General features: G+C 65.0%; 20 protein-coding genes. 9 read left to right on the forward strand and 11 right to left on the reverse strand.

Annotation, left to right across the window (positions count from 1 at the left end; translation table 11 throughout):
* The first annotated feature begins 366 nt into the window (after positions 1–366).
* Complete coding sequence (locus CVM73_RS35380) at positions 367–2337, forward strand: carbohydrate porin (RefSeq protein ID WP_100236374.1); 1971 nt, start codon at positions 367–369, stop codon at positions 2335–2337.
* A gap of 239 nt (positions 2338–2576) precedes the next feature.
* Here CVM73_RS35380 and CVM73_RS35385 read toward each other — a convergent pair whose 3' ends face one another.
* Positions 2577–4652 (reverse strand): methyl-accepting chemotaxis protein, encoded by a 2076-nt coding sequence (locus CVM73_RS35385; RefSeq protein ID WP_100236375.1) that lies wholly within the window; start codon positions 4650–4652, stop codon positions 2577–2579.
* Between the two features lie 244 nt (positions 4653–4896).
* On the opposite strand from CVM73_RS35385, the gene CVM73_RS35390 reads away from it, so the two are divergent.
* Complete coding sequence (locus CVM73_RS35390; protein ID WP_100236376.1) at positions 4897–6192, forward strand: hemolysin family protein; 1296 nt, start codon at positions 4897–4899, stop codon at positions 6190–6192.
* A gap of 133 nt (positions 6193–6325) precedes the next feature.
* Here the strand turns inward: CVM73_RS35390 and CVM73_RS35395 are convergent, their stop codons facing one another.
* Both CVM73_RS35395 and CVM73_RS35400 read right to left on the reverse strand, forming a co-directional pair.
* Positions 6326–8023 (reverse strand): FMN-binding glutamate synthase family protein, encoded by a 1698-nt coding sequence (locus tag CVM73_RS35395; protein WP_208639284.1) that lies wholly within the window; start codon positions 8021–8023, stop codon positions 6326–6328.
* A 389-nt stretch (positions 8024–8412) separates the two neighbouring features.
* Positions 8413–9186, reverse strand: a complete 774-nt coding sequence (locus tag CVM73_RS35400) for a ferredoxin--NADP reductase (protein ID WP_100236377.1) — start codon at positions 9184–9186, stop codon at positions 8413–8415.
* 372 nt (positions 9187–9558) lie between these two features.
* Between CVM73_RS35400 and CVM73_RS35405 the strand changes: the two genes are divergently transcribed.
* Positions 9559–10371: an ATP-grasp domain-containing protein gene (locus CVM73_RS35405; protein WP_100236378.1), complete on the forward strand. Its 813-nt coding sequence runs from the start codon at positions 9559–9561 to the stop codon at positions 10369–10371.
* A 179-nt stretch (positions 10372–10550) separates the two neighbouring features.
* Here the strand turns inward: CVM73_RS35405 and CVM73_RS35410 are convergent, their stop codons facing one another.
* Both CVM73_RS35410 and CVM73_RS35415 read right to left on the reverse strand, forming a co-directional pair.
* Positions 10551–11483: an amino acid ABC transporter substrate-binding protein gene (locus tag CVM73_RS35410; RefSeq protein ID WP_100236379.1), complete on the reverse strand. Its 933-nt coding sequence runs from the start codon at positions 11481–11483 to the stop codon at positions 10551–10553.
* A gap of 9 nt (positions 11484–11492) precedes the next feature.
* Positions 11493–12791 (reverse strand): dicarboxylate/amino acid:cation symporter, encoded by a 1299-nt coding sequence (locus tag CVM73_RS35415; protein ID WP_100236380.1) that lies wholly within the window; start codon positions 12789–12791, stop codon positions 11493–11495.
* Positions 12792–13002: 211 nt separating this feature from the next.
* Here CVM73_RS35415 and CVM73_RS35420 point away from each other — a divergent pair, with 211 nt between their 5' ends.
* The 5 genes from CVM73_RS35420 (at position 13003) to CVM73_RS35440 (ending at position 18225) form a co-directional block, all read left to right on the forward strand.
* On the forward strand, positions 13003–14004 hold the full coding sequence (locus CVM73_RS35420; RefSeq protein ID WP_100236381.1) for an NADP-dependent oxidoreductase: 1002 nt from the start codon (positions 13003–13005) through the stop codon (positions 14002–14004).
* A 163-nt stretch (positions 14005–14167) separates the two neighbouring features.
* On the forward strand, positions 14168–15004 hold the full coding sequence (locus CVM73_RS35425) for a cysteine rich repeat-containing protein (RefSeq protein ID WP_100236382.1): 837 nt from the start codon (positions 14168–14170) through the stop codon (positions 15002–15004).
* 65 nt (positions 15005–15069) lie between these two features.
* On the forward strand, positions 15070–15285 hold the full coding sequence (locus tag CVM73_RS35430) for a hypothetical protein (protein ID WP_100236383.1): 216 nt from the start codon (positions 15070–15072) through the stop codon (positions 15283–15285).
* Positions 15286–15475: 190 nt separating this feature from the next.
* The gene (locus tag CVM73_RS35435) at positions 15476–16615 is read left to right on the forward strand and encodes an FAD-dependent monooxygenase (RefSeq protein ID WP_167407236.1); all 1140 of its coding nucleotides are present in this window, start codon (positions 15476–15478) and stop codon (positions 16613–16615) included.
* Positions 16612–18225, forward strand: a complete 1614-nt coding sequence (locus CVM73_RS35440; RefSeq protein WP_100236384.1) for a benzoate-CoA ligase family protein — start codon at positions 16612–16614, stop codon at positions 18223–18225. The genes CVM73_RS35435 and CVM73_RS35440 overlap by 4 nt, the downstream gene beginning before the upstream one ends.
* Before the next feature lie 202 nt (positions 18226–18427).
* On the opposite strand, the gene CVM73_RS35450 is transcribed toward CVM73_RS35440, so the two are convergent.
* Positions 18428–18940 carry a MarR family winged helix-turn-helix transcriptional regulator gene (locus CVM73_RS35450; protein WP_167407237.1) on the reverse strand — a complete coding sequence of 171 codons (513 nt, stop codon included), beginning with the start codon at positions 18938–18940 and terminating at the stop codon, positions 18428–18430.
* Positions 18930–19562: a maleylacetoacetate isomerase gene (maiA, locus tag CVM73_RS35455; protein ID WP_100236387.1), complete on the reverse strand. Its 633-nt coding sequence runs from the start codon at positions 19560–19562 to the stop codon at positions 18930–18932. Before maiA ends, CVM73_RS35450 begins: the two co-directional genes overlap by 11 nt.
* A gap of 105 nt (positions 19563–19667) precedes the next feature.
* On the opposite strand from maiA, the gene gtdA reads away from it, so the two are divergent.
* Entirely contained in the window at positions 19668–20708 is a 1041-nt protein-coding gene (gene gtdA / locus CVM73_RS35460) for a gentisate 1,2-dioxygenase (protein WP_100236388.1), read from the forward strand.
* 191 nt (positions 20709–20899) lie between these two features.
* Here gtdA and CVM73_RS35465 read toward each other — a convergent pair whose 3' ends face one another.
* The 4 genes from CVM73_RS35465 to CVM73_RS35480 form a co-directional block, all read right to left on the reverse strand.
* Entirely contained in the window at positions 20900–21721 is an 822-nt protein-coding gene (locus tag CVM73_RS35465) for an ABC transporter permease (RefSeq protein WP_100236389.1), read from the reverse strand.
* Positions 21714–22487 (reverse strand): ABC transporter ATP-binding protein, encoded by a 774-nt coding sequence (locus CVM73_RS35470; RefSeq protein WP_100236390.1) that lies wholly within the window; start codon positions 22485–22487, stop codon positions 21714–21716. Before CVM73_RS35470 ends, CVM73_RS35465 begins: the two co-directional genes overlap by 8 nt.
* A 186-nt stretch (positions 22488–22673) precedes the next feature.
* Positions 22674–23678 (reverse strand): ABC transporter substrate-binding protein, encoded by a 1005-nt coding sequence (locus CVM73_RS35475; protein WP_100236391.1) that lies wholly within the window; start codon positions 23676–23678, stop codon positions 22674–22676.
* 32 nt (positions 23679–23710) lie between these two features.
* A complete protein-coding gene (locus CVM73_RS35480; RefSeq protein ID WP_100236392.1) occupies positions 23711–25075 on the reverse strand; it encodes an FAD-dependent oxidoreductase in 1365 nt (454 codons plus the stop codon).
* Positions 25076–25174 lie beyond the last annotated feature (99 nt).

A 25174-nucleotide genomic window follows, 5' to 3' on the forward strand; every position in this document is an offset into this window, starting at 1 on the left:
GTGTGACGCGGCTGCAACATGATCAGGGAGCCCAAAATGGATGACCCCGCCCGGCTGTCCCCCCGGGCGGGGTCATCCATTTTGGGCTCCCTGATCATGTTGCAGCCGCGTCACACAGCGGTGCGAACCATCCTCTGCAGCAGCGCACGCCAGTTGCTATTGCGAATTAATCGCAATAAGGTTTGTCGCAGGATCAGGAACTTGGGGCGAAGCCGGGTCGAATCGAGATCATCTCGGCCGATCGCCTCGATCGCCGAGGCCTGATGACAGAATCGCCGCGACCCGGCAGGGATATCGCGGCGGGTGGGACACATTCGCGTTTGGGGGGCGTGCGTTTTGGCGTTGAGAGGTCACAGACACCGGTGCTTGCGAACGGCCGCGGCGATTGCCACGGGCGTATTGGTTTTTCCGGCCGCCAGCCGCGCGGCCGATCTGCCGCTGAAGGCGCCGGCCTTGAAAGCGGTCTATGACTGGACCGGCCTCTATATCGGCGCGCATGCCGGCTATGGCCGCGGCTCGTCGCACTTTGCGCTGAACGATGGCACGGCAATCAACGACAGCGGCGTGTTCAGCGGCATGATCGGCGGCGTGCAGGCCGGCTACAATTACCGGCTCAACTCCGGCTGGCTGGTCGGCGTCGAAGGCGATTTCTCGTTTCCCAACTACATCACCTCGAACTCGATCGTCTCCTTTCTGGCGACACCTGCCAACACCGTCACGCAGCAATGGGACTACACCGCCAGCCTGCGCGGCCGCGTCGGCTACACCAGCGGCCCGTGGCTCGTCTATGCCACCGGCGGCTTCGCCTGGATGGGCGAGCGCTATTTCGACACGCCGGCTTCCGGCGAAGCAGTCCCGAAAATCCTGAACACGCGGCCCGGCTGGGTCGCGGGTGCCGGCATCGAATACGGTTTCGCACCGCATTGGAGCGCGCGGCTCGAATATCTCTACAGCCGCTTTGACGGCGCCAATGTCGCGTTCTCGACTGGAGCCCAATACAGCTCCTCGTCACTCGACTTCCAGCAGGTCAGGCTCGGCCTCAACCGCAAGGTCGATTGGCCGGGCATGCCGAGCTATGACCCGAAGAGCTCGCTGATCGACACGGAATCGGATCGCTGGGAGATCCACGGCCAGAGCACCTATCTGCCGCAAGGCTATCCGTCGTTCCCCGCCCTCTACACCGGGCCAAACTCGCTGTCGCCGTCGCGGCAGGCCAAGGCGACGTGGAGCAACAGCCTATTCCTGAACGCGCGGCTGTGGGACGGCGGCGAGGTCTATTACAATCCCGAATTGCTCCAGGGATTTGGACTGAACGACACCGTCGGTGCCGCCGGCTTCCCGAACGGCGAAGCGCAGAAGTCGAACTTCCCCTACCCGCACTACAACACCTCGCGCCTGTTCGTGCGTCAGACCTTCGGATTCGGCGGCGAGCAGGAAGAGCTCGCGAGCAGTCAGTTGCAGCTGGGACAGAAGGTCGACGTGTCGCGCCTCACCTTGCAGGCCGGCAAGTTCGCGGTGGTCGACGTGTTCGACGGCAATGCCTACGCCAAGGACACCCGCAAGGACTTCATGAACTGGTCGCTATGGGCGCCCGGCGCCTTCGACTATTCCGCCGACAAGGTCGGCCTCACCTACGGCGTCACCGCCGAGCTCAACCAGAAGCACTGGGCGCTGCGCGGCGGCTATTTCCTAATGGTCTCCGAGTCCAACTCGAATCATTTCGACACCAGGGTCGGGGAGCGCGGCCAGTACGTGCTCGAGCTCGAGACGCGCTTCTCGCTGCTCGGCCAGCCCGGCAAGCTCAGGACCATGGGCTGGCTCGACAGCGCCAACATGGGCAGCTTCCGCGAGACGCTGGACAATCCCGCGCTCAATCTCGACATCGCGCAGACCCGGCGCGGCCGTGTGAAGTACGGCTATGTGCTCAACCTCGAGCAGGCGATCACGGACGATGTCGGGCTGTTCGGCCGCTGGAGCTGGAACGATGGCCGGTTCGAAACGCTGGCCTTCACCGACATTCATCGCAGCCTGTCCGCGGGATTGTCGATCAAGGGCACGACATGGGGCCGGCCCGACGACGTGATCGGGATCGGCGGCGCGATCAATGCGATTTCGCAGGACTATCGCGACTTCCTGGCCGCCGGCGGACTCGGCGTGCTGATCGGTGACGGAGCGCTCAACTACCGCAAGGAGCGCATCCTCGAGACCTACTACGCCTACGCGGTGAACAAGAACATCACCCTCACCGCCGACTACCAGCTCATCGTCAACCCTGCCTACAACGCCGACCGCGGACCGGTGTCGGTGTTTTCGGGGCGGCTGCACGGGGAGTTCTGAGCGGCGGCTCGGACGCAATGAGATCGGGTTTCGCCGGCGTGCTTCACCTCTCCCCGACGGGGAGAGGTCGGATTGCTATGGCGCGCAATTGCGCGCCTGAGCAATCCGGGTGAGGGGCCGCAGCATTCGGTGAGAGCGTAAGCCCTCACCCGGATCGCATCTTTGATGCGATCCGACCTCTCCCTACGGGAGAGGTGTTCGAATCCTCGGCTCGTATCGATTGTGCCGATGGCGGATCGCTACGCCGCGCGGATCGCGTCCAGGAATTTTCCGACCTCGGTCTTGAGACGGCTGCTCTCACCAGACAGCGATTTGGCCGACGCGAGCACGTTGGAGGAGGCCGATCCGGTCTGGCTCGCGCCGCGCTGCACGTCGACGATGCTGGCGGAGACCTGCTGGGTGCCGCGCGCGGCCTGCTGCACGTTGCGTGAGATCTCGCGTGTCGCCGCGCCCTGCTCCTCGACCGCGGAGGCGATTGCCGACGCGATCTCGGACATGCGCGTGATGGTGTCGCCGATCGCCTTGATGGCGCCGACGGAGTCCTCGGTCGCCGTCTGAATCCCCGATATCTGCTGGCTGATCTCGCCGGTGGCCTTGGCGGTCTGCTCGGCCAGCGCCTTGACCTCGGAGGCGACGACGGCAAAGCCGCGTCCGGCCTCGCCGGCGCGCGCCGCCTCGATGGTGGCATTGAGGGCCAGAAGATTGGTCTGGCCTGCGATCTGGCTGATGAGCTCGACGACGTCCCCGATCCGGCCCGCGGCCCTGGCGAGCTCGCCGACATGATCGTTGGTCCGCCCCGCCTGCTGCACCGCCTCGCCGGCGATGCGCGCGGAATCCTGGACCTGACGGCTGATCTCGTCGACCGACGAAGCCATCTCCTCGGCCGCCGCGGCGACGGTCTGCACGTTGGTGGAGGCCTGTTCGGAGGCGGCCGCGACGGTCGCGGTGACCTTTTCCGATTGGTCGGCCGTGCTCGTCAGCGTTCCCGCAGACGCTTCCAGCTCGGAGGAGGCCGACGAGACGGTGTTGATGACGTCGCCGATCATGGCTTCGAACTCGCGCGTGATCTGGTCCATGCGCTGGCTGCGCCGGAGCTTCGCGTCGGCTTCGACTGCGGCGGCCTCGTCGGCGGCCTTCTTGGCGCGTAGCGAATCCTTGAAGTGCTGAAGCGAGCCCGCAACCTGGCCGATCTCGTCGTTGCGGCCCGTCGCCGGGATCTCGACCTCATGCTGTCCGGCGGCGAGCGTTGCGATCACGTCTGCGAGCTTCGCAAGCGGCGTCACGACGCGGCTGCGCAGCATCATGGTCACGCCACCGAGCGTTCCGAGCAGCGCCAGCACCGCAACGGCCGCAAGCGCGAGCATTGCCAGCGCGCCATCGCGTGCAGCCGAAGCGCGCTCGGCTGCTTCCGCCAGCGCAGCGTCGCGCACGCCGTAGAACATCTGGATGGCCGGCACGATCACCTTCGCCAGCTCGTCGGCAGTGGCGCCGTACTTGCCGTCACTCCGGGCTGCAGGCATCTCCTTGTCCACGGCAACCGCTGCTTGTCCGAAATAGGACGCCGTTGCCGCCTTGAGCGCGGCAGCGATGCGGGAGGGATTTCCGAGCTGGTCGATACCGGCCTCGATGCGCTCGCGGTCGGCCTCCACGCGTCCCTGCATGCGGTCCATCAGCGACAATTCAGCCGCGCTGAGCGGGCGGCGTACGGAGAGCGCCGGGGACAGCGTGGCCGCGCGGCTGCCGGCCGAAACACGCAGATCCTGCGCCGTCCGCGCCAGGCTCAACAGCGCCGCAAGCGAGGAATCGGCATTGATGACCTTCGCCTCGAGCCGGTTCATGACCGGTTCGATGTGGCCGATGACCTCGGCAACACCGGGCAGGAAGCCCTTTGTCGCGGCACTGTCGCGCGCCGCGAGGGGAACGCCCATCGCACGATCGGCCGCGGTGGTGATCTCCTTCAGCCGCCGTGCGGCACGGTCGAGATTCTCGGCAATCGCGCCGCCGTCATCCAGCACCATGACGGCGCGCCTTGCCGCCTCGAAGCCCGCCTCGGCAGTTTTCGCGGCCTTCGTGGCAGCTTCGAGCTGTGCCTGCGTTGCGGCGCCTTCCTGGAAGATCGGTCCGATATAGGGAGCGCGAAGGCTGGCGACATGCTGGCTGGCCATCAGCGTCGCGCCAAAGGCATCGACGGTCTTGATCGCGTCGGAGCGGTTCGTGAAGATGCGCGTCTGGGGTATCAGAACCTCGGCGCCAAGGATGACTGCAAATACCGTCACCGTCAGCATCGACAGCGCGAAAAGCTTCCCGATCCGCATTCCTCAGGTCCCCCGAATACATTTCTGCAATGTCGAAAACCTAGCCGGCGGCCACTAAGGGCTCGTTAAGCCACGCTCCGTAGTTCGGCGGAGTGTCAGGTCGTCGCGGAGGGCCTTTGAGAGCGCTGTCCCGCGCGGGTTCCCTGGGTGACGGCGCGCAGAATTGCCAGCACTTCCTCGCCGAATACCTATATCAATGGCTTGCGCCGCCATCCGGCCACACTTGCTTACCTCTGGAACGTCAATGCTCTCGCTGGAACTCGTTATCGTCGTCGTCCTGATCGTCATCAACGGCCTGCTCTCCATGTCCGAGCTGGCCGTGGTCTCGTCGCGTCCGGCGCGGCTGTCGCTGCTGGCGGCCAGGGGCGTGCGCGGCGCCGAGCGGGCGCTGACGCTTGCGGCCGATCCCGGCAAGTTCCTGTCGACGGTGCAGATCGGCATCACGCTGGTCGGCGTGCTCTCCGGCGCGTTCTCGGGCGCGACACTCGGGCAGCGGCTGACGCAATGGCTGCTCGAGCTCGGCCTCTCCTCAGGGCTTGCCGACATCGTCGGGGTCGGCATCGTCGTCACGCTGATCACCTACGCCACCTTGATCGTCGGCGAGCTGGTGCCGAAGCAGGTCGCGCTGCGCGATCCCGAAAGCATCGCAGTCCGGGTCGCGCCCGCGATGCACCTGCTTGCGAAGATATCGCTGCCGCTCGTCTTTCTGCTCGACCTCTCCGGCAAGCTGATCCTCACGCTGCTCGGCCGCGGCGGCAAGGCCGAGGAGAAGGTCTCGGAGGACGAGATCCATCACCTCGTCAGCGAGGCCGAGAGCGCCGGCGTGCTCGAGCCCGGCGAGAAGGAGATGATCGCCGGCGTGATGCGGCTCGGCGACCGGCCGGTCGGCGCCGTCATGACGCCGCGCACGGATGTCGACGAGATCGATTTGAACGACGAGCCGGCCGCCATCCAGGAGATCATCGCCAAGAGCCCGCATTCGCGATTTCCCGTCTCCGACGGTGACCGCGACAAGCCGATCGGCGTGCTCCAGGCCAAGGACCTGCTGGTTGCCTATATGAACGAACGCAACCCGGACCTGCGCGCGCTCGTGCGCGAGGCGCCCGGCATCCCGGTGTCGGCAGATGCGCGCGACGTGCTGACCATCCTGAAAGCGGCGCCGGTTCACGTCGGTCTCGTCTATGACGAATACGGCGCCTTCGAAGGAATGGTGACGGCCGCCGACATCCTCGAATCGATCGTCGGCGCCTTCCATTCCGAGGAAGGACCGCCCGAGCCGGCCTTCATCAGGCGCGACGACGACTCGCTGCTGATCTCCGGCTGGATGCCGGTCGACGAGTTCGGCGAGCTGCTCGGCATCGAATTGCCGCCGCACCGTTACAACACGGTGGCGGGCCTCGTGCTGCACCAGTTCAACATGCTGCCCAGTGTCGGCGACGCCTTCGATTGCGGCGGCTGGCACATCGGGGTGATCGATCTCGACGGACGGAGGATCGACAAGATCCTGGCGACTCGGCGCGGCGAGCAGGCGGCGGCGTGAGGCAGCGCTCGTGTGAAGTGGCGCATGCTGCTGCGCCGGCTCCACGCATCGTCCCGGATCGGCGCTGACGCTTGTCCGGGACGACAGCGGAGATTTACGGCCTGGCGCAGGGCTGCCCGCCGCGGCCGGCATCTCACGGCGACGGCTGGAACGTCTCGGAGCGCGCCATCTTCCAGGCGTCGCGGAAGCGCGGATCTTCCGTGCCTTCGAGCAGCTCGCCCGGGCGCAGCGCCGGATAGAGCTGCGCGAAGGACTTCACCTGGGTCGTCGAGGTCCGTTGGCTGAAATGGATCGGGCGCAGCTGCTGCGGATGTTCGAGGCCGGCGGCGGCGATCAGCTCGGTCAGCGAGTGCAGCGTCGCATGGTGGTAATTGTGCACGCGGTCGATCTTGAGCGGCACGTAGAGAGCGCGCGCGCGCGTCGGGTCCTGCGTTGCGACGCCGGTCGGGCAGCGGTCGGTGTGGCAGCTCAGCGACTGGATGCAGCCGAGCGAGAACATGAAGCCGCGCGCCGAATTGCACCAGTCGGCACCGATCGCCATGGCGCGCGCCATGTCGAAGGCGGTGGCGATCTTGCCGGACGCGCCGATCTTGATGCGGTCGCGCGCATTGATGCCGACCAGCGCGTTGTGGACGAAATTGACGCCCTCGCGCATCGGCACGCCCAAATGATCCATGAACTCCAGCGGCGCCGCGCCAGTGCCGCCCTCATTGCCGTCGACGACGATGAAATCGGGATAGATGCCGGTCTCCAGCATCGCCTTGCAGATCGCCAGGAATTCCCAGGGATGACCGATGCACAGCTTGAAGCCGGCCGGCTTGCCGCCGGACAGGCGCCGCATCTCCGCGATGAACTGCATCATGCCGACCGGCGTGGAGAAGGCGCGGTGCGAGGCCGGCGAAATGCAGTCCTCGCCCATCGCCACGCCGCGGATTTTCGAAATCTCCTCCGAGACTTTGGCCGCCGGCAGCACGCCGCCATGGCCCGGCTTGGCGCCCTGGCTGACCTTGAGCTCGACCATCTTGATCTGGTCCTCGCCGGCGACGCGCGCGAATGCCTCGGGATCGAAGGAGCCGTCGAGATGACGGCAGCCGAAATAGCCGGAGCCGATCTCCCAGATGATGTCGCCGCCCATCTCGCGGTGATAGGGGCTGACGCCGCCCTCGCCGGTGTCGTGCGCGAAGCCGCCCTTCTTCGCGCCGGCATTCAGCGCCCGCACCGCATTCGGGCTGAGCGCGCCAAAACTCATCGCCGAGATGTTGAACACCGAGGCCGAATAGGGTTTTGCGCAATCCGGCCCACCGATCACGACACGGAATTTTTCCTTGGCATGCGCCTTCGGCGAGACCGAGTGATGCATCCACTCGTAACCCTCGCGATAGACGTCCTCCTGGGTGCCGAACGGCCGCTTGTCGAGCTCCATCTTGGCGCGCTGATAGACCACCGCGCGGGTGTCGCGAGAGAACGGCATGCCGTCCTTCTCGCTCTCGAAGAAATACTGCCGCATCTCGGGCCGGATTTCTTCGAGCAGGAAGCGGATATGCGCGGAGATCGGGTAGTTGCGCAGCACCGCGTGGCTCTTCTGCAGGAGATCGCGGATGCCGAGCAGCGTCAGCGCGGCGAAGATCAGGATCGGGACCAGCAGGATGTCGAAGATCTTGCGGTCGACGATACCGATGCCGATCAGGAGCGCGGTGACCACCGCGCAGATCGTCAGCACGATGAAGCGCGGCGAGAAGGGCAGCAGCAGGGTTTCCATGATCCCCTCTTCCGCCAGCGGCAGGCGTTTGGGAGCTTCCTGCGTCTTGTTGTCGTCGGCCACGATTCCCATCCTCTCGCCAGCATGAGGCGGTACGATACGCCTTTGCCTGTCATACGGATATGACGCGGCCCTTGTTTCAGGCTAGCGAATTCGGCCGAGACAAATCAATCAGCCGAGAGGACAGGCTTTTGCAGTGCAGCAGAAGCGAATGGGAAAGAAGGGACGGCGGCCGCGGGGCCCGTAATGGGCTGCGAGCGGCCCATACTGGATTCCACAAGCTCAGCTGTCGTCCCGGGCAAGCGCAAGCGCAGACCCGGGATCCATAACCACAGGAAGGGATGTTGCGCGAAGCTGGTGGTTACCAGCGTTCGCCAAACTGCTCGTCCCGGATTGCTTACGCTTGTCCGGGACGACGGCTGAGTGGATGGCTAGCCGTCCGGCACGACGGCGAACGGCGCCTAGCGCTCGACGAAGGCCTTTTCGATCACGAAATGGCCGGGCTTGTTGCCGCTGCCTTCGATGAAGTCACGGCTCTCGAACATCACCTTCAGCTCTTCGAGCATTGCCGGGCTGCCGCACATCATGATGCGGTCGGTTGCGATGTCGAGGGGCGACTGCCCGATGTCGTTGAAGATCTGCTCGGAGCTGATGAGATCGGTGATGCGGCCGCGATTCCTGAACGGCTCGCGGGTCACGGTCGGATAATAGACGAGCTTGTCCGTGAGCAGCTCGCCGAACAGCTCATCCTCGCGCAGGGTCGCGACGAGCTTCTCGCCATAGGCGAGCTCGGAGACCTGGCGGCAGCCATGCACCAGCACGATCGACTCGAACTGGTCATAGACCTCGGGGTCCTTGATCAGGCTGGCGAAGGGCGCAAGGCCGGTGCCGGTCGAGAGCAGCATCAGCCGCTTGCCGGGAAGCAGGTTGTCGGTGATCAGCGTGCCGGTCGCCTTGCGGCCGACCAGGATGGTGTCGCCTTCCTTGATCTTCTGCAGGCGCGAGGTCAGTGGGCCGTCCTGCACCTTGATCGAGAAGAACTCGAGCTCTTCCTCGTGGTTGGCGCTCGCCATGCTGTAGGCGCGCAGCAGCGGACGGCCGTCGACCTCGAGGCCGATCATGGCGAACTGGCCGTTCTGGAACCGGAAGCCGGTGTCGCGCGTGGCGCGGAAGCTGAACAGCGTGTCGGTCCAGTGGTGGACGGAAAGAACCTTCTCTCGGTAAAACGCGCTCATAATTTTCGATGTTCCGAATAACTGCGGTTTTAGGGCAAACGCGTTGCCCGGCCCTGAAATCGGGGCGGTCACCATTTGCCATGGCGGAGGATTTCGCGTGTGTGATCTACGCCATTGAGACCAATAATCAACCTCGTTTCGGATGCAATTGATGCCGGTCAAACCGGCATTTGCGGCAGAACTGGTCACATCATTAATGAATCTGCTGCCGGGCAGGCGCGCAGGGCAATTTCTTTCCTCCCTGATGCCCGGTTGGAGCACTTAATTTCCGGCGCGCTCGCGAGAATTTCATTAAGAATAGCTCTGATTTTCATCCCGATTGGCGCCGATTCCCGCGTTTTTGCGGCTTTTGGCGACAGGAGCGACGAGGACATGGCAAGCGGAGAGCGAATCTTCGTTCAGGCGATCAGGCGCTATTGTGCGGACCACGGCATCGCGGTCGATGTCCGCGCCGGTGGCTGGCTGATCGCAATGCGCCGGGGACCGAGGCGCCACTTCGCCTTCGGCTACGACATCGGCCTCAACAGCGCCATCGCCCACCGCCTCGCCAACGACAAATCAGCCACCGCCGAGGCGCTGGCGCTGGCGGGCGTGCCCTGCGTTCCCCATCAGCTCTTCCTCAACCCCAGGCTGGGCCAGAATGTTGTTGGCGCCGACTGGCGAGAGGCAATGCTCGTGCTGCTCCACGACCATCCGCAGGGCGTGGTGGTGAAGCCGAACGAGGGGACATCGGGGCGCTCGGTGTTCAAGGTGACGACGGAGGCGGAACTCGACCACGCGGCCAGCGCGGTTTTTTCGATGAGCGCAGGGCTCGTGATCTCGCCCTATGTCGCGATCGAGGAGGAGGTCCGCGTGGTGCTGCTCGATGATGAGCCACTCGTCGTCTACAGCAAGCAGCGTGGATCGGATTGGCGGCACAATCTCGACGCCGGTGCAAAGCCGGTGCTGCTGAAGAACAGCGAGGCTCGAACGGCATGCGCGAAGCTCGCGATCGATGCCGCCAATGCCATCGGCATCGTCTTCGCCTCCATCGACGTTGTCCGTGTCGATGGCGCCTGGCGCGTGCTCGAGATCAACTCCGGCGTGATGATGGAAGCCCTGGCGAAGCTGCATCCGGAGCTGGTGCAGGCGACGTACGACGCGGCGCTGGATCGGGTGTTTGGGGAAGAGCGCCGCGAGCCCTGATCTGTCACCGTCACCCTGAGGCGCTCGCCTCTTCGGCGAGCCTCGAAGGGCGACGGCCCGGCTGTAGCAGCGCGGCCGTTCATCCTTCGAGGCTCGCCCCGCGATGCGTTCGCATCGCGGGCCTCGCACCTCAGGATGACGGAATTTACACCGCTAACGCTTCGACGAAGACGCCCCCCTTAATTATTCGCACTCGCGGAATCGTCCATGGCCTTGAACGCCTCCTCCAGTTGCAGCGAGATCGGCACGTTCAGGCGCTCGCCTGTGGGCAGCCTCGCGGTGAACCATTTGTTGTAGAGCGGGACGAGGTCGCGGTTGGAGCCGAGCTTGCGGAAGGCGCGCTCGACCACCGCGGCGAGCTGCGGCTCGCCTTTCCTGAACATGATGCCGTAGGGATCGTAGGACAGATAGTCGCCGGTGACGCGGAACTTGTCCTGCGCCTTGTGGCGCGCGATCAGGCCGGAGAGCAGGATGTCGTCGGTCGCGAACGCATCGGCCTTGCCGTCGGCGAGCATCTGGTACGATTGCTCGTGGTCCGGCGAGGTGACGATGTTGAGGCCAAGCGCATATTTCTTGTCGGCCGCATGCATCGCCTGCTCGTTGGTCGTGCCCTTGGTCACCACCACGGTCCTGCCCTTCAAATCTGCGACACCGAAAACAGCCGCTCCCTTCGGCACCATCAGCTTGGTGCCGGCGACGAACATCAGCGGCGAGAATGCGACGCGCTTGCCGCGCTCGGCATTGGCCGTGGTCGAGCCGCACTCCAGATCGATCTTGTTCTGGAGCACGGCGTCGATGCGGTCGTCCGAGGTGACCTTGACGTAATCGATCTTGAGGTTGGGATCGTCGACCTCGACGCCGATCTCCTCGACGATGGCCTCGCAGAGCTCGAGGCTATAGCCGATCGGGCGGCCCGACTGGTCGAGGAAGGAGAACGGCGGCGAGCTCTCGCGATAGCCGAGCCGCACGGTGTGCGCTGTCTTGATCGCCGACAGCGTCGGGCTGAGCCCTTCGCTGCCGACAGTCTGGGCGAACGCTGTGGTCGCGAGCAACGATGCTGCCGCGAGCCACAGGAACCCGCCGATCACTGACCTCGCCAGTGTCTGGCCCATGGTTCGCTCCTACCCATGGCCGGCCATCGCGGGCACTTCGCCCGGGACCATGTCCTCAGGCACGACGTCGCCGGGTCCGAGCGCATGCTCGGGCCCGAGCTCACCTTCCCATTTGGCCACGACCGAGGTCGCAAGCGTATTGCCGATCACGTTGGTGGCGCTGCGACCCATGTCGAGGAAGGTGTCGATGCCCATGATCATGAGCAGGCCCGCCTCGGGGATGTTGAACTGCGCCAGCGTCGAGGCGATCACCACCAGCGAGGCGCGCGGCACGCCGGCGACGCCCTTGGAGGTGATCATCAGCGTCGCCAGCATCGCGAGCTGGGTGCCGAGCGGCATGTCGATGTGATAGCTCTGCGCGATGAAAATGCTGGCGAAGGTGCAGTACATCATCGTGCCGTCGAGGTTGAAGGAATAGCCGAGCGGCAGCACGAAGCTCGAGATCCGCGACGAGGCACCGAAGCGGTTGAGGCCCTCCAGCGTCTTCGGATAGGCCGCCTCCGAGCTCGCGGTCGAGAACGCGATCATCAGGGGCTCGCGGATCAGCTTCAGAAGATGGCTGTAGCGCGGCCCGATCACGATGAAGCCGACGATCACGAGGATGGTCCACAGGATCGCCAGCGAGAGATAGAAGCCGCCCATGAACACGACGAGCTTCCACAGCACGGCGAGACCGTTCTTGGCGACCGTCGCGGTGATCGCGGCCCACACCGCGAGCGGCGCGAACAGCATCACGTAGCCCGTCACCTTCAGCATGATGTGGCCGACGTCGTCGATCAGCGCCAGGATCGACTTGGAGCGCTCCGGCATTGCACCCATCGCCACCGAGAAGAACACGGCGAAGATCACGATCTGGAGGATCTCGTTCTGCGCCATCGCGTCCGCGATCGAGGTCGGGATCAGATGGGTCAGGAATTTCTCGATCGAGAAGGCCGAGACCGGCAGGCCGGTCGATTGGCCCGCCGCGGGCAGCGTGCCGGGGAAGTTCGCGCCGGGCTGCAGCAGATTGACCATGATCAGGCCGAGCAGCAGCGAGACGAAAGACGCGCTGACGAACCAGCCCATGGTCTTGGCGAAGATACGGCCGAGCTTGGAGCCCGAGCCCATATGGGCGATGCCGCCGACCAGGGTCGCGAACACCAAAGGCGCGATGATCATCTTGATCAGGCGCAGGAACATCATGGCGATCAGGTTGATGGAGGACGCCCAGTCGGCGCGCGTGTCGGGCAGGAAATTGTAGATCGCCGACCCCATGACGATGCCGAGCACCATCGCCGCCAGAATGTATTGCGTGAACCTGTTGGACATCGCTTACCCCCACGTACACCGGCGCTTCATGATGTCGCAGATATCACAGCGACGCAACACGCTTTGCGTGTGGTCGTGTTTTCAGGATGTTCCCGTTGTGAAATCGAACGCAGCGATCTAGCCTTCATGCAGCGCACAACAGATGCGGCCTGCACGTTCTGTTTGCGGCGGCTGCATCAATAATCGTCAAGACAATCAGGGAGGGAACGCCATGAGCGGCAACATCAATCGCCAAATTCTTCTGGTGGAGAAGCCTAGCGGCAAGCTCGGTCCCGAGCATTTCAAGATGGTGGAGAGCACAGTGCCGGAGCCGAAGGACGGCGAGGCCCTGCTGCGCGTGCGTTACATCTCGCTCGATGCGGCCAACCGCGCCTGGATGCACGGCGCGACCTATCGTTCCGCCGTCGAAGCCAACAGCGTGATGGCCGGCGGCACTATTTCCGAGGTCGTCAGCTCGAAGGCGCCTGAGCTCGCGCCCGGTGACATCGTGTTCGGTGACACCGGCTGGCAGGAATTTGCCGCGGTGCCGGCGAAGCATCTCACCAAGATGCCGAAGCTCGAGCCGATGACGCACCTGCTCAGCGTGTTCGGCATCGCCGGCCTCACCGCCTATTTCGGCCTGCTGGAGGTCGGCAAGCCCAGGGAGGGCGAGACGGTCGTGGTCTCGGCGGCCGCAGGCTCGGTCGGCTCGATCGTCGGCCAGATTGCGAAGATCAAGGGATGCCGCGTCATCGGCATCGCCGGCGGCGCAGACAAGTGCAGATGGCTGACGTCCGAGCTCGGCTTCGATGCCGCGGTGGACTACAAGGACGGCGCGGTGTTCAAGGCGCTGCGCGCAGCGGCGCCTGACGGCATCGACGTCTATTTCGATAATGTCGGCGGCGACATTCTCGAGGCCTGCCTGCCACAGATGAACAATTATGGCCGCATCGCCTGCTGCGGCGCGATCTCGCAATACGACGGCGCTCCTGCCGCGCACGGCCCGCGCGGCGTGCCCGGGCTGATCGTGGTGAAGCGGCTGACCATGCAAGGCTTCATCGTGATGGACTACATGAAGGAGAGCCAGCGCGCGCTCACCGAGCTGCAGGCCTGGGTCAAGTCCGGCAGGCTGAAGGTGCAGGAGGACATCATCGACGGCCTCGAGAATACGCCGAAAGCGCTGATTGGATTGCTCGCGGGCGAGAACCGCGGCAAGCGTATGGTGAAGCTCTAGCGCCGCCCTCATTGCGTCGTCCTTGGCCACAATCTGCTTGCGATAGCGGACAAAGCGGCCAATGATGCCATGCACCGCATGGCTCGCGACGATTGCAATCACATCATTTTTTTAGAGCGCCGAACGGTCGTTCGAGCGCTCCATAGGGCAGGAACTCGTACAGATGTTCGAGACATTGAAGCGTGGCTCCACGCGCGGCGCGTTGCTGGCGGCAGCGCTGTTCGCAACCGCAACAGTCGCCGTCGCGCAAGCACCGACCGAGGCCCAGAAGAGCGCGATCCGCTCCGCATGCCGGTCGGACTTCATGGCACGTTGTTCAAGCGTGACGCCGGGCGGCGCGGAGGCGTTTCAGTGCCTGCAGAAGAACATGTCCAGCCTGTCGTCGGGATGCCAGACCGCCGTTCGCGCGCTCGAGCCGCCGACGGCACCGAAGGCTGAAGCCGCTCCCGCCGCGCCGAAGACTGAAGCTGCACCGGCGGCACCCGCCGCACCGAAGGCCCAGGCGGCGCCTAGCGCGCCGCCCGCCGAACCTGCCAAGCCGGCCGCGCCAGCGACGGCGTCAAAAGCTGCTCCCGCCAAGCAGCCGAGCAGCGCGCAGGTCGCCGCCATCAAGAGCGCCTGCCGGTCCGACTATCCAAAAGTCTGCGCCAGCGTGCCGCCGGGCGGCGCTCCCGCGCTCGAATGCCTGGAGAAGAACAAGGCAAGGGTCTCACCGTCCTGCCAAAGTGCGCTGAGCGCGGCATCCGGCACAGCAACTACGGCGCCTGCGGGTGCGGCTCCCGCGACGGCGCCCGCCGCGGCACCGACCATGCTGGTCTTGCGCCCGCTACGGCCGCGCGAGCAACTGTTTGTCGCCCAATCGGCCTGCGGCGCCGACATCCGTACGATCTGCGCCGGCGTCGAGGCTGGCGGCGGCCGCATCATACAATGCCTCGCCAGCAATGCCGCGTCGCTGTCGCCGGCCTGCAAGGACGTGCTGGCGCCCTTCGTCGCGCGATAAAGCGGCGCACGATGAGCTTTTTCGCAGGTAGCCGATTTCGATCACGATAGGACCGGGAGGACAACATGCGTTCACTGCTGCTCGTTGCTTCTGCTCTCTTTGCCTTCGCCGCGACCATGACGTTCGAGACCACCGATGCCAATGCGGTGGTATGCGCCCGCGGCGTGTATCGCGCCGGCTGCGCCGGTCCGAACGCGGCCGTCGTGGTCCGCAAGCCCGTGCCCGTGGTCCGTTGCACCAGGGTGCTGGTGAACGGGGTCTATGTGAAGCGCTGCGTTTGACGCGCCCGGGTGGCCAATCCGGCCCGGTTTCGCTATGGTTCGCACCTGACGGTTTCGGACACCCGGAAAACGTGTCCGGAGGCGAGCTATGGCGTGCCGGGCCATGCCGATAATTCCGCTGGCGCCGGGCGCTGGAGCACATTAGTCTACCCCTAGATAGTAAGTATACTGTCAATTAGGGAGGCAGACGTTGCGGATCGCCGTGATCGGCGGGGGGCCCGGTGGGCTCTACTTCGCCTATCTCTGGAAGAAGCGTCACCCCGAGGATCAGGTCGACCTGTTCGAACAGAACCCGGCCGACGCGACCTGGGGCTTTGGCGTCGTGTTCTCCGAGCAGGCCCTCGAGTTCCTGCGCGCCGATGACCCCGGGACGGTCGATGCGATCGCCCCGCACATGGAGAGCTGGGAGAACATCACGCTGAACCTGCACGGCGACAGCGTCGCCATCGACGGCGTCGGCTTCTCCTCGATCGGGCGCCTCGAGCTGCTCAAGTTCCTGCAGCAGCGCGCGCTCGATGCCGGCGTCACGCCGCGCTTCGATACGCAGATCCAGGCGATCGACCAGCTCAATGGCCACGATTTGATCGTCGCCGCCGACGGGCTCAACTCGCTGGTGCGCCGAGCCCATGAAGGCGACTTCGGCACCTCGCTGTCCTACTCCTCCAACAAGTTCGTCTGGTACGGCACCTCGAAACGCTTCGACACATTGTCGCAGACCTTCGTGAAGACCGACCGCGGCACCTTCAACGCCCATCACTACCGCTATTCGCCGACCATGAGCACCTTCCTGGTCGAATGCGATCACGCGACATGGCAGGCCTATGGTTTCGCCTACAAGGACGTCGAGCAGTCCAAGGGTATCTGCGAGGAGGTATTCGCCGACACGCTCGGTGGCCATTGCCTCGTCTCCAACAAATCGGTGTGGCGCAATTTCCCCTGGGTCTGGAACGAGCACTGGTCGTTCAAGAACATGGTGTTGATCGGCGATGCGCTGCATTCCGCACATTTCTCGATCGGCTCGGGCACGCGACTCGCGATCGAGGACGCCATCGCACTGGTCAAGGCGCTGGAGTCGGATGCGCATCTTGCGACCGCGCTGCACCGCTATCAGGCCGCGCGCAAGCCCATCGTGCAGAAGCTCGTCGATGCCGCGCGCACGAGTGCGTTCTGGTACGAACACTTCGCCGAGCACATGAAGCTTCCCCTGATGGACTTCGCCTACAGCTATATCACCCGCTCCGGCCGCATCGACGATTCCCGGCTGCGCGCGATGTCGCCGGCCTTCATGGCCCGCTACGAGGCCGCCAAGAACGGCGGAGATGCAGCATGAGCAGAGAGATAAGCGACCAGGTGCCCGCGGACAGCCCGGGCGCGCGCGAGATCGGCTTTGCCATTCCTGAAATTTACAATGCCAGCCGCGTGCTGTTCGACAATCTCGGCAAAGGCCGCGGTGACAAGCTCGCGCTGATGGGCCCGGCAGGCACGCGGACCTATGCCGAGCTCTGCGGCGACGCCTGCCGCTGGGGCAACGGTTTCACCTCGCTTGGCCTCACGCGCGGCGAGCGCGTGCTGTTGTTCCTCGACGACACGCCGGCCTACCCGGCCGCGTTCTTCGGCGCGGTCCGCGCCGGCTTCGTGCCGCTCCTGATCAACACGCTGACGCCGCCGGACCTCCTGCAATTCTATCTCGCCGATTCCGGCGCGACTGTCGCGGTCGCGGATGCCGAGTTCGCGGCGCGCTTCAATGCGGAGGCTTGCAGGGACACGAACCTGCGGATGCTGATCGTCGTCAATGGCGAGGCGGGCGATCACGCGGCGCCGCGGGCGGTCGCGGCTGCAAGCTGGCTCGCGCAATTTCCGACAGAGCTGGCGGAAGCGCCGACGCATCGCGACGAAATGGCGTTCTGGATGTACTCCTCCGGCTCGACCGGACGGCCCAAGGGCATCGTGCATCTCCAGCACGACATGGCCTACACCGATGCCGCCTTTGCGCGGAACGTGCTGACCCTGACGCCCGATGACATCTGCTTCTCAGTGCCGAAGATCTTCTTCGCCTACGGCTTCGGCAACTCCGTCACCTTCCCGTTCTCGGCAGGCGCCGCGACGCTGCTGTTGCCGGGCCAGCCGAAGCCTGCATCGATCTTCGCGGCGATCGAGCAATACAAGCCGACGGTGTTCTTCGGCCTGCCGACGCTCTATACATCGCTGACCAAGGCCGAAGGCGCGGACAAGACGAATTTCTCCTCGCTGCGCATGGCGCTCTCCGCCGCCGAGGTGCTCTCGGCCGAGGTCTTCAACGGCTGGAAGACACTCACCGGCCTCGAGATCGTCGAAGGCCTCGGCTCGACCGAGGTGCTGCACATCTATCTCTCCAACCGCCCCGAGCAGAAGAAGCTAGGTGCCGCCGGCCTGCGCGTGCCCGGCTACGAGGTCGCGCTGCGCGACAAGGATGGACGTGAGGTCGGCGACAGCGAGGAAGGCATCCTCTGGGTCCGCGGCGATTCCAACACGCCGCTATACTGGAACCGGCCGGACAAATCCGCCGAAACCATCCGCGAGGGGGGGTGGATCTACACCGGCGACCGTTTCGTCCGTGATGCCGACGGCTTCCACTTCTTCCGCGGCCGCGCCGACGACCTCATCAAGATCTCCGGCCAGTGGGTCTATCCGCTCGAGGTCGAGCTGTGTCTCGCCGACCACCCTGACATCCGCGAATGCGCGGTGTTCGCCGCCGAGCTGCCGGACCGTCGCATGACGCTGAAGGCGGTGGTGGTGATGAACGACCGCGCGGCCGATCAGGGCGAAGCGACGCGCAAGCTGCAGGATTACGTGAAGGGCAAGCTGCTGCCGTACAAATATCCGCGCGAGGTGATCTTCATCGACGAGCTGCCAAAGACGGGCACGGGGAAGATCGATCGGCAGGCGTTGCTGAGGATGTAAGGCGAGGGCGTGAGGGGCGCACTCGCGCGGCCACACGCTCGCTGTCATCGCCCGCGAAGGCGGGCGATCCAGTATTCCAGAGGCAGTTGTGATTGAGCCGAGAGGCCGCGGCGTACTGCATTCCCCGCTTTCGCGGGGAATGACAGCGGAGATAAGGGCTACAGCACGCCCCCATCAAGCAATCGGCGCGCCTCACATCCCCTCACCCGCCCTTGCCCAGATGCTCCAGCGCATCTTCCGCCCGCAGCGGCACGCGTGATGCCTCGTTGTTGAGATCGACCAGTTGCACCAGAAGCCCCATCAGCGCCTTGCGGTCGGCAGGTTTGAGCGGCTCCAGCATGCGCGCCTGGGCACGTTCGACGGCGGGGATGATCTCGCGCAGGATCGCGGCGCCCGACTTCGTCAGATAGAGCAGCTTGATCCGCTTGTCCTCGGGCGCCGGCTTGCGCTCGATATAGTCCTTGGCTTGCAGCCGTTCGATCACGCTGCCGAGCGTGGAGCGGTCGAAGGCGATCACCGCCGACAGCCGTGTCGCGTCGATGCCGGGATGGGTATGGATTGCGACCAGCGCGGCATATTGCACCGGCGTGAGATCGAACGCCTTGCACTCCTCCATGAAGATCGAGACCGCGATCTGCTGCATGCGGCGGAATAGATAGCCCGGCGCGGCATAGACCGCGTCAATCGTGATCGGAGCGGCAGGCTTACTCGGCATCGGGCTGCTTCTCCGGTGCGGCATCGGCAAACGCCGGCAGCGCCTTCGCGGCGGTCTCGGCCATGAGCAGGCGCGGATAGGCCGAGACGTCGACGCCGAAGCGGCGCGCATTGGCGAGCTGCGGCACGAGGCAGAGGTCGGCGAGCGTCGGCGCAGCGCCGAAGCAGAACGGGCCCGGTTCGTCCTTGATCAGCGTCTCGCAAGCCGACAGGCCCTCGCGATTGACCCAGGCCGCCCAGTCCTGGACCTTCTCCTCGGGCAGGCCGAGCTCGCGCAGCCGCGCCAGCACTTTCAGGTTCTGCACCGGATGCGTGTCGCAGGCGATCGCCAGCGCGAACGCCCTCACCTTGGCGCGGCGTAGCGGATCCTTCGGCAATAGCGGCGGATTGGGGTGCGTCTCGTCGAGCCATTCGATGATGGCGACCGATTGCGTCAGCACCGCACCCGCATCGTCCTCCAGCGCCGGCACCAGGCCTTGCGGGTTGATGGCGAGATAGGCGGGCGCACATTGCTCGCCCTTGCGCAAATGATGCGGCAGATGCTCGGAACTGATGCCCTTGAGGTTCAGCGCGATCCGCACCCGATAGGCGGCGCTTGAGCGGAAATAGCCGTGCAGCTTCATCGGAACCCTCCCGTGATCTCCGTTGCTTGTATCTTGCCCGTCACATTGACGCTACCCAGATCGTCAGTATACTGTCAATCGACAAGAACCAACGGGAGCCGCGCCATGGAAGCCGTGACCAAGACGCCCGAACGCGAGGCGTTCTACAGGAAGATCGACGGCGAGAATCTCACCGCGCTGTGGACGGTGATGAGCGACCTGATCACGCCGGAGCCGAGGAGCGCCTGCCGCCCTCACCTCTGGAAGTTCGACATCATCCGCGACTACATGCTTGAAGCCGGCAAGCTGATCACGGCCAAGGAAGCCGAGCGGCGCGTGCTGGTGCTGGAGAACCCGGGGCTGCGCGGACAATCCAAGATCACGACCTCGCTCTATGCCGGCGTGCAGATGGTGGTGCCCGGCGACGTCGCGCCCGCGCACCGCCACAGCCAGTCGGCGCTGCGCTTCGTGCTGGAAGGCAAGGGCGCCCACACGGCGGTAGACGGCGAGCGCACCGCGATGGAGCCCGGGGACTTCATCATCACACCGTCGATGACCTGGCACGATCATTCCAACGAGACCGATCAGCCGATGTTCTGGCTCGATGGCCTCGATATTCCGCTGGTGCAGTTCTTCGACTGCTCCTTCGCGGAAGGAGCGAAAGAGGACCAGCAGAAAATTACCAAACCCGCAGGCGACAGCTTTGCGCGCTACGGCCACAACCTCTTGCCGGTCGAGGTCAAGCGGAGCTCGAAGACCTCGCCGATCTTCAGCTATCCCTATGCCTATACCCGCGAGGCGCTGGAGAAGGCCCGCGCCAGCCAGGAGTGGGACGCCTGCCACGGGCTCAAGCTGAAGTTCAGCAATCCCGAGACCGGCGATTTCGCGATGCCGACGATCGGCACCTTCATCCAGCTGTTGCCGAAGGGTTTTAACACCGCGCGCTATCGTTCGACCGATGCGACCGTGTTCTGTCCGATCGAAGGCAAGGGGCGCAGCCGCATCGGCGATGCCGTTTTCGAATGGGGCCCGCGCGATCTGTTCGTGGTGCCGAGCTGGCACTGGGTGACGCACGAGGCGGATGAGGACGCCGTGCTGTTCAGCTTCTCGGACCGGCCGGTGCAGCAGAAGCTGGATCTGTTCCGTGAGGATCGCGGGAACGCGTGAGGGTGAGGCATTGGCCCCATAGCCGGTGTCGTCCTGGACAAGCGCGCCTTAAGCGCGTGCCGATCCGGGACCCATAGCTACGGGCTGTCGTGAGAGCGCGAAGCGAATAACTCCGAGTCCCCTTAATCACGCCTGCCTGTGGTTATGGGTCCCGGGTCTGCGCTTACGCTTGCCCGGGACGACAGCGGAGGCTACCGCCAGTGCAACAGCCTTATCTCCAGCCAGCCGATCACCTTCCCCACCGCGAGCCCGAACACCGACAGGATCACCACGCCCGCGAGCAGCTGATCGGTCTGCATCAGATTGCCGGCCTGCAGCACGAAGGCCCCGATGCCGTATTGCGCGCCGATCATCTCGGCGCTGACGACGAGCAGCAGCGCGACGGAAGCGGTGATGCGGAAGCCGGCGAGGATCGCCGGCAGCGCGCCGGGCCAGATCACCTTGCGCACGATGGTGGCGAAGGGAACGTTGAAGCTCTGCGCCATGCGGATCAGGTTGCGCGGCACCGCATCGACGCCGCTATAGACCGAGATCGCGGTCGAGAAGAACACGCCGAGCGCAATGGTCGCGATCTTCGGTTCCTCGCCGATGCCGAGCCAGAGGATCAACAGCGGCAGCAGCGCGATCTTCGGGATCGGGAACAGCGCCGAGATGAAGGTGATGCCGACGCTGCGCGCGAGCCGCGACAGGCCGATGGCGAAGCCGACGGCAACGCCCGCTGCCGTTCCCAGCAGCCAGCCGACACCGATGCGCAAGAGCGAAGCGGACAGATGCTGCCAGAGCGCGCCTGAGATCGCGAGCTCGTAGAGCGCATGCGCGATCGCCGACGGCGCCGGCAGGAACAGCGGATTGACGAGGCCGGTGCTGCCGGCGGCCTGCCAGATCGCGATGACGAGGGCCAGCGCGATCCAGCCGCCGAAGCGGCTCGACGCGGGCACGAAGCCTGCGCCACGGAAGCGAACGCGGCGCGTCGCAGTGTCCTTCGCAATTTCCGCCGGCGCGCGATCAAGCATGCTGGACCTCACGCTCGGCGTCGATCGCCTCGTTGCGGATCAGCGACCAGATCTGGTTCTGCAGCGCGAGCAGCTTTTCGCGCGCTGCCGCCTCGGCCCGCGCGGCGCGCGTCATCGGCACGGTCACGACCTCGCGGATGCGGCCTGGCCGCCGCGACAGCACCACGATGCGATCAGCGAGCCGCGCGGCCTCTTCGAGATTGTGGGTGACATAGACCGCGCCCATGCCGCCATCGGCGAGCAGGCGGACGAAGTCCTCCATCAACAATTCGCGGGTCTGCGAATCCAGCGCCGAGAGCGGCTCGTCCATCAGCAGGATCGCAGGCTTCACCGCAAGCGCGCGCGAGATGCCGACGCGCTGGCGCATGCCGCCGGAAAGCTGCTTTGGATAGGTCTGGCGAAAATCGGTCAACCCCGTGCGGCGCAGCGCGTCCTCGACCAGCGCGCGGCGCTGCGCGGCTGTGAGCTGGGTGTGCAGCAGCGGGAATTCGACGTTCTCCTCCACCGTGGCCCAGGGCAGCAGCGCAAAATCCTGGAACACGAACGTCAGCGGATTGAGACTGTCCGCCGGCGGCGCCCCGCGCAGCTCGGGCGCACCCGAGCTCGGCTGCAACAGCCCGCCCAGGATCGACAGCAGCGTGCTCTTGCCGCAGCCGGAGGGCCCCACGATCGCCACCCCCTCGCCCGCCCCGACGGTGAAGGAGACGTCGTCGAGCACGGCGAGATCGCCGAAGCGGTGGGTGATGTGGTTGGCGATCAGGTCCATGCGGAGCGCTCCACTCTCAATCCGTCATCCTGAGGTGCTCGACTTGCGGCGTGCCGCAAGTCGAGCCTCGAAGGATGCACGGCCCGGATGCAGCTCGGCCGTACATCCTTCGAGGCTCGCCCCGCCGTGCTTTCGCACGCACGAGCTCGCACCTCGGATGACGGGGATAGAGGGGAGCGCGCTGCATCAATCCGCCTTCACATAATCCTTGGCGATGATCGCATTCACGTCAAAACCCTTGTCCGCAAAACCCTGCTCCTGCAGCCATTTGATCTGGTTGTCGACGTTCTTCACATCCAGCTTGCCGTCGGGATCGATGTACGCGCAGTTGCCGACCACCTGCTCGACCGGCAGATTGGTGTACTTGGCGATGATCTCCAAGAGCGGCTTGGTCTTGTCGTTGATCGGCGCGACACCGTCCTTCATCGCGGCGAGGACGACGTCGTGATATTCGCGGTCGGCTTTCGCGAGCACGCCGAGGAATTTGGTCACCAGCGCCTTGTTGGTCAGCGTCTTCGGCGAAGCGAACACCGCACCCAGCTGCCACGGCGTCTCGTCGCCGACCCAGCCCAGAAACTTCGCGCCACCCTCGTCCATCAATTTTCTTGCGGTCGAGATCGGGAGAAGCGCCGCATCGACGGTTTCGCCTTTGAGCGCGGCGGCTGCATTCGACAGCGATTGCAGCGGCACGATCTTCACATCCGCGAGCTTGAAGCCGTATTTGTCGGCGAGCAGGCCGAGTGAATAGTGAAAGCTCGATCCGACCTGCGTCATCGCCACGCGCTTGCCCGCGAGGTCCTTCGGCGTCTTTAGCCCGGCGGCATAGGCGTTGTTGCTGGCGAAATAGCCGATCAGGGGATAGCCGGGCTTTTCGCGGCTCATGCCGCCGATCACCTTCAGCACGCCCTTGCCGGCGAGATTGTAGAGGCCGGCGGTGAAGGCGGTGACGCCGAAATCGACATCGCCCGAGGTGGTGGCGACCGCGATCGGCTGCGCCGCATCGAAGAATTTCAGCTCGACCTCTAAGCCGGCCTCGCGGAAATAGCCCTTGTCCTGCGCGATGAAGACCGGTGCAGAGGAGGACAGGCGGAGCACGCCGATCTTGGCCTTCAGCGCGTCCTCGGCGCGCGCCGTGCCCATCGCCATGATCGCCAACAGGCCGGCGGCTGCGAGCCGTGCAATTCCGATCATCCCGTTTCCTCTCGTGGTTGTCTTGCAGTCTGCTACAGGCCTTCAGGCACCGCTTGGTCCCGCCCGATGAAGGCGCCCTGTTGTTTCAACGTTTCCTGCAATTTTTCAATGGGGATGTCACGCGGGATCCGGTTTCCGGAGAGCGCCAATGCGGCGGCGGAACCGGCGGCCTCGCCCATCACGAAACAGGCACCGGAGACCCGCGCCGCCGACTGGCCCTCATGGGTCATCGAGGCACAGCGGCCGGCGACCAGAAGATTGTCGACGCCTTCAGGCACCAGCATCCGGTAAGGCAGCTCGTTATAGCCGCGCGATTCCGGGATCGGCGGGAAGGTGAAGACGACGTCCCCGGGCACATGGGCCTCGATCGGCCAGCCGTTGACGCCGATGGAATCCGCGAACGAGGCGCAGCCGAGCACGTCCGCGCCGCTGAGCTGGTAGCCGCCCCTGATGCGGCGGGTCTCGCGGATGCCGAGCTGCGGCGGCAGATCGACGATGTAGGATCTTTCAAAGCCCGGCACGGTGCGCAGGAATTCGAACGCGGCGAGCGCCTGCTTGCGGCCCTCGATCTCGCCGCGGGTGAGATCGTCAGGCTCGACGCCGTTGATGGCATGGCCGTCCTCGCGCGCGACTTGCGTGAAATTCACCCGCCATTCGATGCCGGATTTCTGCGGCCGCACGATCGCGCTCTTGCGCGGGAATGTGTGGGTGCCGGCGGCCGCGGCCTTCTCCATCAATTGCGGGATGGTGCGCCAGGCATCGCCGGCCTTCTCCGGATCGATGCCGTTGAGACGCAGCATCATCGACGGATAGAGCGGGTGACCGTGTTCGTCGCCGATGTCGAACGGCGCACCGGCCCACACGGCGAGATCGCCGTCGCCGGAGCAATCGATGAAGATCTCCGATCGCACCGCCTGCCGGCCGGCCTTGGTCTCGACCATCAGCGCGTCAATGCGCCTGTTATCGCTCATCAGCACGCCGGCGCCGAGCGCGTGGAAGAGGATGTGCACCTTGTGGCTGGCGAGCAGCTCGTCGGCCGCGATCTTATAGGCCGCGGTGTCATAAGCCTGGGCAAAGACCTTGCCGAGGATCAGATGCGGCGCGTTGAGGCCGTTCAGATGATCGATCCGCGCCAGCAGCTCCGACGCCATGCCCTGCACCAGCCGCCGGTGCTCGCCATGGACGTTGCCGTGCAGGCCGCAGAAATTGGTGACACCGGCCGCCGTTCCCATGCCGCCGAGGAAGCCATAGCGCTCGATCAAGAGCGTCTTCCGCCCCGCGCGCGCGGCTGAGGCCGCAGCGACAATGCCGGCCGGACCGCCGCCGAGCACGACGACTTCATACTCGCCATAGAGCGGCACTTTCCGTGCCGGTTCTTCGATCGTCATGGGCCGCATGGCGCGTCCACTCCCAAATTCTCTTGCTTGGGACCGACTATGAATTAACGCGCAGCAGGCTACAATTCACCAAAATGCGCGATCAGCTTTCGCGAATCG

It is taken from the genome of Bradyrhizobium forestalis, assembly GCF_002795245.1.
Lineage (GTDB): Bacteria > Pseudomonadota > Alphaproteobacteria > Rhizobiales > Xanthobacteraceae > Bradyrhizobium > Bradyrhizobium forestalis.